Source organism: Mesorhizobium neociceri, assembly GCF_013520985.1.
Classification (GTDB): Bacteria; Pseudomonadota; Alphaproteobacteria; order Rhizobiales; family Rhizobiaceae; genus Mesorhizobium; species Mesorhizobium neociceri.
Map to the genome: position 1 here is coordinate 74,087 of NZ_JACDTY010000002.1, position 14,806 is coordinate 88,892.

10 protein-coding genes and 1 pseudogene are annotated in these 14,806 nt (G+C 63.1%); 7 read left to right on the plus strand and 4 right to left on the minus strand.

Annotation, left to right across the window (positions count from 1 at the left end; all coding sequences use genetic code 11):
* The 3 genes and pseudogenes from ggt to H0241_RS04490 all read right to left on the minus strand — a co-directional run bounded on the left by ggt (position 1) and on the right by H0241_RS04490 (position 5,617).
* Positions 1-1,739: pseudogene (gene ggt, locus H0241_RS04480) on the minus strand (gamma-glutamyltransferase).
* Positions 1,740-2,071: 332 nt separating this feature from the next.
* Positions 2,072-3,364, minus strand: a complete 1,293-nt coding sequence (gene rhaI / locus H0241_RS04485; protein ID WP_181056218.1) for an L-rhamnose catabolism isomerase — start codon at positions 3,362-3,364, stop codon at positions 2,072-2,074.
* Between the two features lie 150 nt (positions 3,365-3,514).
* Entirely contained in the window at positions 3,515-5,617 is a 2,103-nt protein-coding gene (locus H0241_RS04490) for a bifunctional rhamnulose-1-phosphate aldolase/short-chain dehydrogenase (RefSeq protein WP_181056219.1), read from the minus strand.
* Between the two features lie 184 nt (positions 5,618-5,801).
* Between H0241_RS04490 and H0241_RS04495 the strand changes: the two genes are divergently transcribed.
* The 7 genes from H0241_RS04495 (at position 5,802) to H0241_RS04525 (ending at position 12,977) form a co-directional block, all read left to right on the plus strand.
* A complete protein-coding gene (locus tag H0241_RS04495; RefSeq protein ID WP_112397709.1) occupies positions 5,802-6,605 on the plus strand; it encodes a DeoR/GlpR family DNA-binding transcription regulator in 804 nt (267 codons plus the stop codon).
* Positions 6,606-6,660: 55 nt separating this feature from the next.
* Complete coding sequence (gene rhaS, locus H0241_RS04500; protein WP_181056220.1) at positions 6,661-7,656, plus strand: rhamnose ABC transporter substrate-binding protein; 996 nt, start codon at positions 6,661-6,663, stop codon at positions 7,654-7,656.
* A gap of 114 nt (positions 7,657-7,770) precedes the next feature.
* Positions 7,771-9,321, plus strand: coding sequence for a sugar ABC transporter ATP-binding protein (locus H0241_RS04505; protein ID WP_235984000.1), 1,551 nt, complete (start codon positions 7,771-7,773; stop codon positions 9,319-9,321).
* Positions 9,318-10,295, plus strand: a complete 978-nt coding sequence (locus H0241_RS04510) for an ABC transporter permease (protein ID WP_181056221.1) — start codon at positions 9,318-9,320, stop codon at positions 10,293-10,295. The genes H0241_RS04505 and H0241_RS04510 overlap by 4 nt, the downstream gene beginning before the upstream one ends.
* Entirely contained in the window at positions 10,292-11,287 is a 996-nt protein-coding gene (locus tag H0241_RS04515; RefSeq protein WP_181056222.1) for an ABC transporter permease, read from the plus strand. Before H0241_RS04510 ends, H0241_RS04515 begins: the two co-directional genes overlap by 4 nt.
* Complete coding sequence (gene rhaM, locus H0241_RS04520) at positions 11,287-11,604, plus strand: L-rhamnose mutarotase (protein ID WP_181056223.1); 318 nt, start codon at positions 11,287-11,289, stop codon at positions 11,602-11,604. Before H0241_RS04515 ends, rhaM begins: the two co-directional genes overlap by 1 nt.
* A complete protein-coding gene (locus H0241_RS04525; protein ID WP_181056224.1) occupies positions 11,601-12,977 on the plus strand; it encodes an FGGY-family carbohydrate kinase in 1,377 nt (458 codons plus the stop codon). The genes rhaM and H0241_RS04525 overlap by 4 nt, the downstream gene beginning before the upstream one ends.
* Here H0241_RS04525 and H0241_RS04530 read toward each other — a convergent pair whose 3' ends face one another.
* Positions 12,978-14,804, minus strand: a complete 1,827-nt coding sequence (locus H0241_RS04530) for an alanine racemase (protein WP_181056225.1) — start codon at positions 14,802-14,804, stop codon at positions 12,978-12,980.
* Between the last annotated feature and the right edge of the window lie 2 nt (positions 14,805-14,806).

Here is a 14,806-nt window from a genome sequence, read left to right on the forward strand (position 1 = left end):
CTAGTATCCTAGAGCCTCGCCGGATTTGGCGCGGCTGTCGATGGCGCCGTTGTAGCGGGCGCCGCCGCCCTTCTCGATTTCCGCCAGGCTCTTGCCGCCGACAAGGATGCCGGCCGCCTGACCCCAGGTCGAATCAGCGAGATCGAGGTGGTAGCCCATGCCGGCCAGCAGTTTTTCGGTGTCGGGCGACAGGCCGAACGGTTCGACGTAGACCGTATCCGGCAGCCACTGATGGTGGATGCGCGGTGCGTCGATCGCCTCCTGGATATTCATGCCGTGGTCGATAACGTTGGCGATGGCTTCCAGCGTGATGGTGATGATGCGTGAGCCGCCGGGGCTGCCGATGACCATGAACGGCTTGCCGTCCTTGGTCACGATGGTCGGGCTCATCGATGACAGCGGCGTCTTCCTCGGCTGGATCGCGTTGGCCTCGCCCTGGACCAGACCATAGAGATTGGGCACGCCGGGCTTCTGGGTGAAATCGTCCATCTCGTTGTTGAGCAGGATGCCGGTGCCGTCGGCAACGACGCCGGCGCCGAACGAGCCGTTCAGCGTGTAGGTGACCGCGACCGCGTTGCCGTCATTGTCGATGATCGAATAGTGCGTCGTCTCCTTCGACTCGCCAAAGCCTTTCGGCATCAGGTCCTGAGAGACGCCGGCGCGGAACGGATCGATCTTGTCGCGGATGTCGTTGGCGTACCCCTTGTCGAGCAGTTTTGAGACCGGGTTGTCGACGAAATCGGGATCGCCAAGGGCCGAGTTGCGGTCGACATAGGCATGGCGCATCGCCTCGACCATGACATGCACCGTTTCGGCCGAGCCGGCGCCGAGATAGGACAGCGGGTAACCTTCCAGCACATTGAGGATTTCGCAGATGATGACGCCGCCGGAGCTTGGCGGCGGCGAAGAGACGATTTCGTAGCCGCGATAGGTGCAGCTCACCGGCTTCAGCTCGCGCACCGCGTACTGCTCGAAATCGGCCTTGGCGAGAATGCCGCCCTTGGCGCCGCTCGCCTTGACGATGGCATCGGCGATGGCGCCTTTGTAGAAGGCGTCGGTGCCCTTTTCGGAAATGGTGGCGAGCGAGGCGGCAAGATCGGGCTGGACGAGACGCTCGCCGGCGCCATAAGGCTTGCCGTCAGGCTTCAGGAAGATGGCGGCCGCGGCAGGGTCCTTCGCCAGCCAAGCGGCATTGCTTGCGAATGAAGCGGCGTCACCCTGGTCGAGAATGAAGCCATCCTTGGCATAGGCAATTGCCGGCGCCATCAAATCCTGGCGTGGCAGCGTGCCGTATTTTTCGCGCGCCATCTCGAAACCTGCCACGGAACCCGGCACGCCGACCGCTAGGTAGCCGTAAGGCTGGCGCCCTTCACCGGCTTGCCGTCCTTGTCGAGATACATGGTCTTGGTTGCCGCCAGCGGCGCGCGCTCGCGGAAATCGAGGAAGGTCGATTTGCCGTCCTTGAAGCGGATGGTCATGAACCCGCCGCCGCCGATATTGCCGGCATTAGGGTAAAGGACCGCGAGCGCATAGCCGACGGCGACCGCGGCATCGACAGCGTTGCCGCCCTTTTTCAGCACCTCGACGCCGGCTTCCGACGCGAAATGCTGGGCGGTGACTACCATGCCGTGCTCACCCTTGGACGGTTGCGGGGAAGCGGCATGGAGCGCTGCGGATGGCGCGAGCGCTATTGCGAGCGAAAGGGTGACGCCAATCAGCGTCCGGCGGGTCAAGGGCATGGCGGTGCTCCAGGTTCAGCGTGCTTAGAAGAGCTACTTGGAGCGGCCGAGTCCATCATCAATATGAGCGAACACATATTGGTGTTCGCTCCCAGGCCCAGTTCGCCATCCACGCTGCAGGAAAGAGAGCCGAGGCCGAGGCCGGCCAATCTCCCCCCTCGTGGGGGAGATGCCCGGCAGGGCAGAGGGGGGCGCGAAGGATCGTCAGCCTGCGGATGCTCGACCATCCAAATCTGTTTGATATGCAAACGGAAGATTTTGAGAGCCGGCGGGACAGCGCCCCCCTCTGTCCTGCCGGACATCTCCCCCACACGGGGGGAGATTAGCCAATCTCAAACAATCCCGCCTGAACCACCCACAACCGCAGGCCGTTCCGCCGCGACCTTCGCCCTGTATCCCGCCGCGCGGTAGGCGGCGACGGGATCGATGGCACCGCCGGTTTTCAGCCGCGCCATGGCCAGGATCGGCTCGACATCGGTGCGGTAGGCAGCTTTCAGCGTCTGCGTCGCCATCAGCGCGTCATTGCCGTCCTGAAAGCCTTCGAGTGCCTTGCGGTCGACCAGCAGCGCCTGCGCATAGGCGCGCTGCACCTCGACCGCCGACAGCATCAGGCTTTCGATCGGATCGGTGACGTTGTGGCTCTGGTCGAGCATGTGGGCGGGATCGAACCCTTCGGCGCCGGACAGTTCGGCATCGACCAGTTCGTTGAAGACGAGGAACAGGCGGTAGGGATCGATCGAGCCGGCGTCGAGATCGTCGTCGCCATATTTCGAATCGTTGAAGTGGAAGCCGCCGAGTTTCTTGAACTGGATCAGCCGCGACACGATCATCTCGATGTTGACGTTGGGCGCATGGTGGCCAAGGTCGACCAGGCAGAACGCCTTGTCACCAAGCTCCTTGGCGATGAGATAGTTGGTGCCCCAATCCTGCACGACCGTTGAATAGAAAGCCGGCTCGTACATCTTGTGCTCGGTGAACAGCTTCCAGTCGGCAGGCAGCCCGGCATAGATCTCCTTCATGGCGTCGAGATAGCGCTCGAAGGCTTTGGCGAAATTGACCTGGCCGGGGAAGTTCGAACCGTCGCCGATCCACACCGTCAACGCTTTGGAACCAAGCGTCTTGCCGATCTCGATGCATTCGAGATTGTGCTCGACCGCCTGACGGCGCGTGCCGGCATCGGAATGCGACAGCGAGCCGAACTTGTAGGAAAGCTTCTGGTCCCTGGCATCGGAAAAGGTGTTGGAGTTCATGGCGTCGAAGCTGAGGCCGAAACGCGAGGCCGACTGCTTCAACCGGTTCGGATCGGCCTTGTCCCAAGGGATATGCAGCGAGACGGTCGGTGTCGCCTGCGTCAACTGGCTGATGACGGCGCAATCCTCGATCTTGTCGAAGATGTCGCGCGGTTCGCCGGCGCCGGGAAAGCGGGCAAAGCGCGTGCCGCCGGTGCCGACGCCCCAGGAGGGAATCGCCACCGCGAATTTCTCGACCTTGTCTCTGATAGCGTCGATGGCGATGCCACGGCGGTCGAGGCGTTCGCCGAGCGCGGCGTAGTCGCGATCGAGGTCGGATTTGCGTGCGGTGTTGTGGCTGGCGACGAGGTCGGCGGAGATGATGGTTTCGGACAAGTGCTATTCCTCCCGATGGTGCAGCCTTTACCCTCCCCTTGTGGGGAGGGTGGCCCGTAGGGCCGGGAGGGGGTCCCCCACCCCGGCCGGCATTCCCCGCTTCGCGGCGACTGCCCGCCGACCCTCCCTACAAGGGGGAGGGTAAAAAGCTTAGCGCGTAAAGCTCTGGGCGTTGCCGGCGTCGACGTTGATGATGTTGCCAGTGGATTTGGCCGACATGTCGGAGGCGAAGAAATAGATCGCTTCGGCGATGTCTTCCGGAAACACCGAGCGCTTCAGCATCGAGCGCGAGCGATAGTGCTCCTCCAGATCGTCGGTCGACATCTTGTAAGCGGCGGCGCGCTGTTCCTTCCACTCGCCGGTCCAGATTTTCGAGCCGCGCAGCACCGCGTCCGGATTGACGACATTGACCCTGATCTGCGCTTCGGCGCCTTCCAGCGCCAGGCAGCGCGCGAGGTGGATTTCTGCGGCCTTGGCGGTGCAATAGGCGGCGGCGTTGGGCGAGGCGGCAAGACCGTTCTTGGAGGCGACGAAGACGACATTGCCGCCGATCTTCTGGGCGCGGAACAGCCGGAACGCTTCGCGCGAGACCAGGAAATAGCCGGTCGACAGTATGTCCATGTTCTTGTTCCACAGCGCCAGCGTCGTCTCTTCGATCGGCGCCGAAGAAGCGAGGCCTGCGTTGGAGACGAGAATATCAATGCCGCCGAACTCGACTGATGTTTCGGCAAAGCCGGAGACGACCTGTTCCTCCGCCGTGACGTTGATCAGCACCGGCCGGACGAAGTCCTTGCCATAGGCTTGCGCCAGTTCCTCATTGGCGCTGGCGAGCGCGGTCGCGTCGATGTCGGCTAGCACGACGCAGGCGCCTTCGCGCAGCAGGCGGTTGGCGGTTGCGCGGCCAATGCCGCCGGCGCCGCCAGTGACAAGAGCGATCTGGCCGGCTAGCGACTTCGGCTTCGGCATGCGCTGCAGCTTCAGATCCTCGAGCAGCCAGTATTCGATGTCGAAGGCCTCCTGCGCCGGCAAGCCGACATAGGACGAGACGGTGGAGGCGCCGCGCATGACATTGATGGCGTTGACGTAGAATTCGCCGGAGATGCGCGCCGTCGCCTTGTCGCCGGCGAAGGTGAACATGCCGACGCCGGGCATCAAATAGACGACCGCATTGGGGTCGCGGATGGCGGGCGAGTCCGCATGCTTGCAGCTGTCGTAATAGGCCTGGTAGCCGACACGGTATTCAGCAATATCGTCGGCGAGGCGCGTGATGACGGCATCGACATCAGGCTTGGCCGGGTCGAACTCGATGACCAGCGGGCGGATTTTTGTGCGCAGGAAATGGTCCGGGCATGAGGTGCCGAGCGCCGCCAGCGGGCGCAGATCCCTGGAATTGACGAATTCGAGCACGGCGGCGGAATCGTCGAAATGGCCGAGCTTGTGGCTCTTCTCCGAGATCAGGCCGCGGATCCTCGGCATCAGTCTTGCCGCAATGGCGCGGCGCTCCGTGGCATCGAGCGATTTGACCACTTCGCCGCCGAAGGTCGGCAGTCCCTCGGATCGGCGCTCGAACCATTCGATCGCTTGGTTGATCACCGAGATCGTCGTTTCGTAGCATTCCTTGGGCGTATCGCCCCAGGTGAACAGGCCGTGGCTTTCCAGAATGACGCCCTTGGCCTCGGGATGTTCGACACAGAATTTCGCCAGCCACAGGCCAAGTTCGAAGCCGGGCCGCTTCCACCGCAGCCAGCCGATGGCGTCGCCGAAGATCTCCTTGGTCAGCGCCTTGGAATCCTTCGCCGCGGCGATCGCGATGATGGCATCGGGATGCATGTGATCGACAAACGGCTTCGGCACATAGGCATGCAGCGGCGTGTCGATCGAGGCCGCGCGCGGATTGAGGTTGAAGGTGCAATGGGGCAGATAGCCCACCATCTCGTCCTCATGCGCGACGCCACGATAAAGGCCTTTGAGCGCGCGGAGCTTGTCCATGTAGAGCGTGGCGAAGCCGTCAAGCTTGATTGAGGCACTGTCACCGCCCGAGCCCTTGACCCACAGCACTTCGACATCAGCGCCGGTGAGTGGGTCTTTCTGCCAGATTTTCGAGGAGGTGTTGCCGCCGCCATAGTTGGTGACGCGCTTGTCGGAGCCGAGCGTGTTGGAGCGATAGACCAGAAGCTCAGGCCCGCTCATCCCTTCGGCTTTCGCGTCGTCCCACAGATTGGCAAGGCGCGAGCCGGAGCGCTTGTCGAGCATGATTATCCTCCCTGGGACGCAAAAAGGCGCAGTCCATTTTGCCGGAAATGTCTACGCAAGCAGGTCCGTTGTCAATCACAAACGATCAATATCGATCATATTGCACTGCACAATGAAATTATTTGATCGGAAATGATTGACACTGGTTGTTTTCTAGTGCCTCATGACCGTGCAGGGAGGAACCATGCACGAAAAAGAGCGCCACAGGATCATTCTGTCCGCCGTCCAGGAAAAGCCTGTGGTGACGGTGCAGGAAATGGTCGACCTGACGGACTCCTCCGAGGCGACGATCCGGCGCGACATCGCGGCTCTCCACGTGCAAAAGCGCCTACGCCGGGTGCGCGGCGGCGCCGAGGCGATCTCGCCACCACAGTTCATCGGCCTCGCCGGCCGGCCCTTCTCCGTCAATGAAACGCTCAATGCCTCACAGAAGCGCGCGATTGCGCGCGAAGCGGTCGAGCTGTGCAAGGATGGCGAGCCGATCATCATCAATGGCGGCACCACCACGTTTCAGATGGTGCATTTCCTGACCGGCCGCCGCATGCCGATCTTCACCAATTCGTTCCCGATCGCCGAGCATCTGCTGAAGCACTCCAAGAACACCGTCATGCTGTCGGGCGGCACCATCTACCGCGAGCAGAACATCATCCTGTCGCCCTTCGACAATGACGTGACGCGCAATTTCTATGCGCGCCGCATGTTCATGGGTGCACAGGGGCTTGGGCCGCTCGGCCTGATGGAGGGCGACCCGCTGCTGATCCAGGCGGAGCAGAAACTGATCGACCAGGCCGACGAGCTGGTGGTGCTGGTCGATTCCTCGAAATTTCGCCAGCGCTCCAGCCTGATCCTGTGCGGTCTCAAGCGCATCGCCACCGTCATCACCGATGACGGCATCGAGGATCGCGAAGCCAACATGCTGGAGACCGCGGGTGTGACGCTGATCGTCGCCCGCAAGTCGGCAAAGGAAGAATCTTCGCTGCAGGCCTGAGACCAACTCGCGCCCGCAGCGGCGATGAAATGCAACGCTCAAGGGAGGAAATACGATGAGCTTTCTGAAGAAATTGATGGTGACGGCGGCATTCTCGGCCGCCATGTTCGTGAATGCCGCCTATGCGGAGAACGTCAAGATCGCGCTGGTGGTGAAGTCGCTCGGCAACGGCTTCTTCGATGCCGCCAACAAGGGCGCCGAAGAGGCGGCCAAGGAACTCGGCGATGTCGACATCATCTACACCGGCCCGACCAAGGCGACCGCCGAAGCGCAGATCGAAGTGGTCAATTCGCTGATCGCGCAGAAGGTCAACGCCATCGCGATTTCGGCCAATGACGCCGACGCGCTGGTGCCGGTGCTGAAGAAAGCCATGGAGCGCGGCATCACCGTCATCTCGTGGGATTCGGGCGTCGCCAAGGAAGGGCGCCAGCTGCACCTCAACCCGTCCGACACCGGCCTGATCGGCGAGACCATCATCAAGCTTGCCGCCGACTATCTGCCGGAAGGCGGTGAAGTCGCCATCCTGTCGGCTTCGTCGACCGCGACCAACCAGAACGCCTGGATCGACGCAGCCAAGAAAATCCTGCCGGAGAAATTCCCCAAGATCAAACTCGTCGCCACCGTCTATGGCGATGACGATTCGGCCAAGAGCACCGACGAAGCCAAGGGCCTGCTGAAGTCCTACCCGAACCTCAAGGCGATCATCGCGCCGACCACCGTCGGCGTCGTTGCCGCCGCCCAGGTCGTCACCGACGCGAACCTGATCGGCAAGGTCAATGTCACGGGTCTGGCACTGCCGTCCGAGTTCAAGAAGTTCATCGACAACGGCTCCAGCCAGGCGGTTGCGCTGTGGAACCCGATCGACCTCGGCTACTCCGCCGTCTACCTCGCCCATGATCTGGCGGTGAAGAAGGAAGAGGCGAAGCCCGGCGCGACGCTGTCGATCGGCCGCGTCGGCAAGGTGACGCTCGACGACTCGAACTCGGCTGCGATGGCTCCGCCCTTCCAGTTCGACAAGACCAACATCGAAAAGTTCTCCAAGATCTATTGATCTGGAGCGCCAGCACCCTCCCCCTTGTGGGGAGGGTCGGCGAGGCGGTCTTGCGAAGCAAAACCGGCGAGACGGGGTGGGGGTGGCGACATCTCCATGTGCCAGGACCTTGATATGCTAGTAGACCCCGCTCACCTCGTTCGCGACCCTCCCCACAAGGGGGAGGGTAAGGCGGCCCCGCGCCTGACGCTGTCCGGCGTCTCCAAAAGCTTTCCCGGTGTGCGCGCGCTGCACAATGTCAGCCTGTCGCTCTATCCCGGTGAGGTGACCGCACTGATCGGCGAAAACGGCGCCGGCAAGTCGACGCTGGTCAAGATCATGACCGGCATCTACCAGCCCGATGCAGGTACGATCAGCATCGACGGCCAGGCCGTCACCCTGCCCAGCGCTCATGCCGCCTTCGGCCACGGCGTCACCGCCATCCATCAGGAGACCGTGCTGTTCGACGATCTGAGCGTCGCCGAAAACATCTTTCTCGGCCATGCGCCGCGCACACGCTTCGGCACCATCGACTGGCGCATGATGCGCAAGAATGCGCGCGAAGTGCTCGACACCATGCATGCCGGCCATATCGACGCCGATGCGCGGCTGAAGGATCTCGGCATCGCCAACAAGCATCTCGTCGCCGTGGCGCGCGCCATGTCGATCGATGCGCAGATCGTCATCATGGACGAGCCGACTGCTGCGCTTTCGATGAAGGAGATCGAGGAGCTCTTTTTGCTCATCGAATTCCTCAAGGAGGAAGGCAAGGCGATCCTGTTCATCAGCCACAAGTTCGACGAGATTTATCGGATCGCCGACCGCTACACGGTGTTCCGCGATGGCGAGATGGTCGGCGAAGGCCTGATTAGGGATGCCGGCCAGAGCCAGATCGTGCGCATGATGGTCGGCCGCTCCGTCGACCATATTTTCCCGCAGCGCAAGGCGGAGATCGGCGCGCCGGTGCTGTCGGTCTCCGGCCTGTCGCACCCGACCGAGTTCAACGACATCGGCTTCGAGCTGCACAAGGGCGAGATCCTCGGCTTCTACGGCCTTGTCGGCGCCGGACGCAGCGAGGTGATGCAGGCGATATCGGGCATCACCCGCACATCGGGCGGCACGATCACGCTGGAGGGCAAGGTGATCGCGCCGAAATCGGCTGCGGATTCGATCGAGGCCGGCATCGTCTATGTGCCGGAAGAACGCGGCAAGCAAGGCGTGGTGATCGGCTTGCCGATCTTCCAGAATGTCTCGCTGCCCTCCCTCAAGCGCACGTCGAAATCCGGCCTGCTGCGATTGTCGGAAGAGTTCGCGCTCGCCCGCTCGTACACCGAGCGGTTGGACCTGCGCGCCTCCTCGCTCAGCCAGGATGTCGGCACGCTGTCGGGCGGCAACCAGCAGAAGATCGTCATCGCCAAATGGCTGGCGACGGCGCCCAAGGTGATCATTCTGGACGAGCCGACCAAAGGCATCGACATCGGCTCCAAGGCCGCCGTGCACGGCTTCATGGCCGAGCTCGTGGCGCAAGGCCTGTCGGTGATCATGGTGTCGTCGGAACTGCCGGAAATCCTCGGCATGTCCGACCGCGTCGTCGTCATGCGCGAAGGCCTTGTCGCTGCGATCTACGACAATAAGGGCCTCGATGCCGAGACGCTGGTCCGCACGGCAGCGGGGATCGCGGCATGAAGGCATTTCTCAAATACCGCGAGATCTGGCTGGCCGCGGCGATCATCGTGCTGATCGGGCTTATCTCGACACGCTTTCCGGGCTTCGCCGAGCCCGGCAATCTCGCCCAGGTGTTCAACGACACGTCGATCCTGATGATCCTGGCGCTCGGGCAGATGGTTGTCATCCTGACCCGGTCGATCGACCTGTCGATGGCGTCGAACCTTTGCTTCACCGGCATGGTGGTGGCGATGCTGAACGCCGCGCATCCGGCGATCCCGATCCCGCTGCTGATCGTTATCGCGCTTGCCGTCGGGCTGGTGCTCGGCGCCATCAACGGTCTGTTGGTGTGGCGGCTGAACATCCCCTCGATCGTGGTGACACTGGGCACACTCACCATCTATCGCGGCGCCACCTTCGTCCTGTCGGGCGGCGCCTGGGTCAATGCCGACAAGATGAGCCCGGAGTTCATCGGCTTCCAGCGCGCCGCCTTGCTCGGCATTCCGGTTCTGTCGTGGATCGCCATCCTGGTCATCGCGCTGTTCTTCGTGCTGATGACGCGCACCGCGCTTGGCCGCTCGATCTATGCCATCGGCGTCAATCCGACGGCTTCGGTTTATGCCGGCATCGATGTCGGCCGCACCAAGTTCATCGTCTTCTGCATCTCCGGCATGATCGGTGGCCTCTCCGGCTACCTCTGGATCTCACGCTATGTCATCGCCTCGGTCGAGGTCGCCAATGGCTATGAGCTCAACATCATCGCCGCCTGCGTCATCGGCGGCATCTCGATCGCCGGCGGCATCGGCTCGGTCGGCGGCGCGGTGCTCGGCGCACTGTTCCTCGGCATCATCTCCAATGCATTGCCGGTGATCAACATCTCGCCTTTCTGGCAGATGGCGATCTCTGGCAGCGCCATCATCCTGGCCGTCGTGCTCAACGCGCGCGGCGAACGCCAGAAAGGCCGCATTATTCTCAGAAAAGCGGAGGCGGCATGAGCGACATTCCTGCCCCGCGCCATATCCCCGACCGGCTCGACAAGCCGCTCTCCTCGGCGATCTTTTCCTGGGAGGCGCTGCTGGTCGTGGTGGCGGTCGCCATCTTCGCCATCAACAGCTTCGCCTCACCCTATTTCCTCGACGCCTATTCGCTGTCGGACCTGACCTTCAACTTCACCGAGAAGGGCTTGATCGCCTTCGCCATGGCGCTGCTGATCATTTCGGGCGAGATCGACCTGTCGGTGGCCGCCATCATCGCGCTCGCCTCGACCATGATGGGGATGGCCGTGCAGGCCGGCGCCGACACGCCAGTGCTGGTGGCGATCGGCATCCTCGTCGGTCTTGGCTGCGGCGCCTTCAACGGACTGCTGGTGACAAGGCTCGGCCTGCCCTCCATCGTCGTCACCATCGGCACGATGAGCCTGTTTCGCGGCATCGCCTTCATCATCCTCGGCGACCAGGCCTACAAGGGCTATCCCGAGAGTTTTGCTTTCTTCGGCCAGGGCTATGTCTGGTGGGTGGTGTCGTTCGAGCTGGTGCTCTTCCTCATCGCGGCCGTCGTCTACTGGTTCCTGCTGCATCGCACGAGCTTCGGCCGTCGCGTCTTTGCCATCGGCAACAATCCGGTCGCGGCACAGTTTTCCGGCGTGCGTGTCGGCCGTATCAAATTCATCCTGTTTTGCCTGACCGGGCTGATGGCGGGCATCGCCTCGGTGCTGATCACCTCGCGGCTCGGCTCGACGCGGCCATCGATCGCGCAGGGCTATGAGCTCGAAGTCATCACCATGGTGGTGCTCGGCGGCGTCAGCATCCTGGGGGGCTCCGGCAGCATTGTCGGCGTCGTGCTCGCCGCCTTCATCATGGGGCTGGTGACCTTCGGGCTTGGCCTGCTCAACGTGCCCGGCATCGTCATGTCGATCTTCATCGGCCTGTTGCTGATCGTCGTCATCGCGCTGCCGATCGTCTGGCGGCGGCTGCGTGGTAACAGCTGATGGCCGAGAAATACGCGTTCAAGATGAAACTCAAACCCGGCATGAAAGCCGAGTACAAGCAGCGCCACGACGAGATCTGGCCGGCACTGGTGGCGCTGCTGAAAGAAGCCGGCGTTTCGGATTATTCGATCCATCTCGATGAAGAGACCAACATCCTGTTCGGCGTACTGTGGCGGCGGAACGACCATGGCATGGCCGACCTGCCGAAACATCCGGTGATGCAGCGCTGGTGGGCCCACATGGCCGACATCATGGAAACCAGGCCCGACAACGAGCCGGTGGCCATCCCCTTGGAAACCGTGTTCCATATGGCATGAGTGGGCTGCGCCATATCGCCGTCATCGATATCGGCAAGACCAACGCCAAGGTGGCGCTGGTCGATCTCGTCATGCTGAGCGAGGTGGCGTTGCGCCGCATGGCCAATGCGCCGCTGCGGCAAGCGCCCTACCCGCATCACGATGTCGAGGCGCTGTGGACGTTCATCCTCAACAGCCTGGCCAGCCTCAACCGCGAACAGCGTATCGACGCGATTTCGATCACCACGCATGGTGCGACCGGCGTGCTGGTCGACGCCGCGGGTGAACTGGTGCTGCCGATCCTCGACTACGAGTTCGACGGACCTGACAGGGTGGTGTCGGAGTATGACGCTGTTCGACCGCCCTTCACTGAAACCGGTACGCCGCGCCTGCCGGTCGGCCTCAATCTCGGCGCGCAGTTCTTTTGGCAGCAGAGACGCTTCCCGGCGGAGTTCGCCAAAGCCACCACGATGCTGATGTACCCGCAATACTGGGCCTTGCGCCTGACCGGCATCGCCGCCAATGAGGTGACCTCGCTTGGCTGTCACACCGATCTGTGGAACCCGTGGACGGGCGATTTCTCATCAATGGTCGACAGTCTGGGCTGGCGCAGCCTGATGGCGCCGGTGCGACCGGCCAGGGACCGGCTCGGCCCGATCCTGCCGGCGCTTGCCGCGCGAACCGGGCTTGGTCCGCAGACGTCAGTCTTTTGCGGCTTGCACGATTCCAACGCCTCGCTGCTGCCGCATCTCCTGTCCGACGCACCGCCCTTCTCGGTCGTCTCGACCGGGACCTGGGTGGTGTCGATGGCGGTCGGCGGCAGGACGGTCGACCTCGATCCGGCGCGCGACACGCTGGTCAATGTCAGTGCGCTCGGTGCTCCCGTCCCGTCGGCACGCTTCATGGGCGGCCGTGAATTTTCCCTGCTGACCAAGGACAAACCACAGGATTGCAGCGGCAGCGATGTGCTGGCGGTCCTGACCAAAAAGATGCTGCTTTTGCCGTCGACGCAGCAGGGATCGGGACCTTTCCCGCACCATGAGGCAGCGTGGCTTAATACCGACGGCATCAGCAAGGGCGAGCGCTTCGCTGCCATCTCGTTCTACCTGGCGCTGATGACGGCGACCTGCCTCGAGCTGATCGGCGCCGACGGTCCGACCACCGTCGAAGGCCCCTTCGCCCGCAACCGCCTCTTTGTCGGCATGCTGGCCGCGGCGACCACACGCACCGTCATCGCCTCGGAGGCGGCCACCGGCACCAGCATCGGCGCGGCGCTGCTGGCATCCGAAGAGACGCCGGTGCACGGCAAGGGCGAGCGAATAGAACCGCAGACCGACCCGATCTGGGTGGCCTATGTCAGGGCGTGGCGCGCGGCTGTACGTGCGCAGGGCTGATCACAAAATCCGCTTGCCGAAGGCCGACATGACGAAGCTGACGGCGTCGGTGGCGATCCGGGGTTCGAGCTCCGCTGTCAGCCCGGAAACATCCATCGACAGCAGACCGCCGGAGAGCGCGATCGCCTCCATCGCCTGATGCGTTTCGCGCACCGTCAGCCCGCCGGAGCCTGCCGCCCAGCCGGCAAACTCGGTCGCCGTCGGCGAATAGCTGACATGAAAGCCTTGCGTGCCTGACGTCGCGATGCGGATCGCCTCATGCATCAGGTCGCGCATGCCCATAGCGTCGATGTCGGTCATCGTGAAGGCCGAAACGCGCGAATCCTTCAGCACCCTCGCTTCGGCCGGATCGGCATGGCGCAGGCCGATGATGACGACATTTTCCGGCGACAGTTGCGGCTGCAGCGCTCCGGCCTTGTGATCGAGACCAAGTGTGCGCGCCAGCACCGAGGCTTCCGGCATAGCGGTGGCGTCTTCGTCCTCGGGCATCAGCGCGGCGATGGAATCGATCCAGATCAGGCCGAAGGAATGCGTCGCGCGCGCCGTTGCGGTCAGCGCCTTGTGGGCGATGCGGCGGTCGGCACCGGCAGCGAGCCGGATCAGGCCCGATGGCGGTCGCTCGATGTCGGCCAATTCGACGACGTCGAAATTCATCGCCTCCAGCCGCGCGCCAGTTCCCTCGCGAGCCAGAATGCCGGCGGCCTCCTGCCCGGCCGAGATCGACACCATCTTGCGGCCGGAGAAATCCGCCACATCGTGCATCGGCGCCTTTTCGACATATTCCGAGGTCATCGCCAAAAGCATGGCGCCATAATTCATGCGGAAGGCGACGCGGTCGCCGACGGCGGGACGCGGATCGGCGTCCTGCACATCGAGCAGCAGATGGTCGCTGGACGCGCCGAGAACCCTTATCCCCTTGGCGATCGGCGTCAGCCCTTCGACCAGCACGTCCTCGCGGCCGATATTGGCGATGGCGCGCAGCCGGTCGCCTTCATCGGGGAAAACCGGCTGGTTGCCGAAAGCGTCGTAGCCGGATTCGCCGATCGGCCGTGACGGCTTGAGCTTGACCTCGATGATGTCGCTGGTCAGCCGGCAGGCATCGGGCTCGAGCTCCGGCCACGGCACATCGCGGAAGGTTTCGATGCCGCCCTGCAGGATCGCCTCGCCGACCCTCAGATTGTTGATGCCGGCCGGCAACTTGCCTTCGAGCAGCAGCGTCAGCGACGACGAGGCGCCGCCGGAAATGAAGTCGAGGCTTTTGCCGGACAGGCGCTCGGTCTTGTAGGCATGGGCGACCAGTTGGCCGAGGTTTTCCGGCGTCGGCATGATGGCGCCGAAACAGCCGAGATTGGTGCCGATGCCAGCGATGCGCACACCCTTGAACGCAAGGATCTGCTCGACGGTAGGGATCAGGTCGCTGGGCCAGATGCCTTCACGGAGGTCGCCGAGATCGATCATCAGCATGATGTCGTGGACGCGGCCCATGCGCTCGGCAATGCGCGATATCTCGCGGATGGTGGTCAGTTCCGACTGCAGGCTGATGTCGACGGTGCGCACCACCTCCTCGACACGCGCCATGGGCGGGCTGCGTAACAACATGATCGGCGCGCTAATGCCGCTGTCGCGCAGCCGGCGAATGTTTTCGAAACGCGATTCGGCAATACCGGCAACACCGCCGCGCAACATGGCGCGCGCCACTTGCGGCATGCCGCAGGTGCCCTTGGTGACGCCGAACACCTTGATACCCGACAGCGCGCAACGGTCGACGATGGTGCGCGCGTTGCGCTCGATGCGGCCAAGATCGATGGCGACTTGCGGTCCCGACATCT

What these genes read in the sequence shown, in the direction of transcription:
- H0241_RS04530 (WP_181056225.1), bottom strand. Translation starts at nt 14,804, where the DNA reads ATGTCGGGACCGCAAGTCGCCATCGATCTTGGCCGCATCGAGCGCAAC.
- H0241_RS04515 (WP_181056222.1), top strand. Translation starts at nt 10,292, where the DNA reads ATGAGCGACATTCCTGCCCCGCGCCATATCCCCGACCGGCTCGACAAG.
- rhaS (WP_181056220.1), top strand. Translation starts at nt 6,661, where the DNA reads ATGAGCTTTCTGAAGAAATTGATGGTGACGGCGGCATTCTCGGCCGCC.
- rhaM (WP_181056223.1), top strand. Translation starts at nt 11,287, where the DNA reads ATGGCCGAGAAATACGCGTTCAAGATGAAACTCAAACCCGGCATGAAA.
- H0241_RS04505 (WP_235984000.1), top strand. Translation starts at nt 7,771, where the DNA reads ATGCTAGTAGACCCCGCTCACCTCGTTCGCGACCCTCCCCACAAGGGG.
- H0241_RS04525 (WP_181056224.1), top strand. Translation starts at nt 11,601, where the DNA reads ATGAGTGGGCTGCGCCATATCGCCGTCATCGATATCGGCAAGACCAAC.
- H0241_RS04510 (WP_181056221.1), top strand. Translation starts at nt 9,318, where the DNA reads ATGAAGGCATTTCTCAAATACCGCGAGATCTGGCTGGCCGCGGCGATC.
- H0241_RS04495 (WP_112397709.1), top strand. Translation starts at nt 5,802, where the DNA reads ATGCACGAAAAAGAGCGCCACAGGATCATTCTGTCCGCCGTCCAGGAA.
- H0241_RS04490 (WP_181056219.1), bottom strand. Translation starts at nt 5,617, where the DNA reads ATGCTCGACAAGCGCTCCGGCTCGCGCCTTGCCAATCTGTGGGACGAC.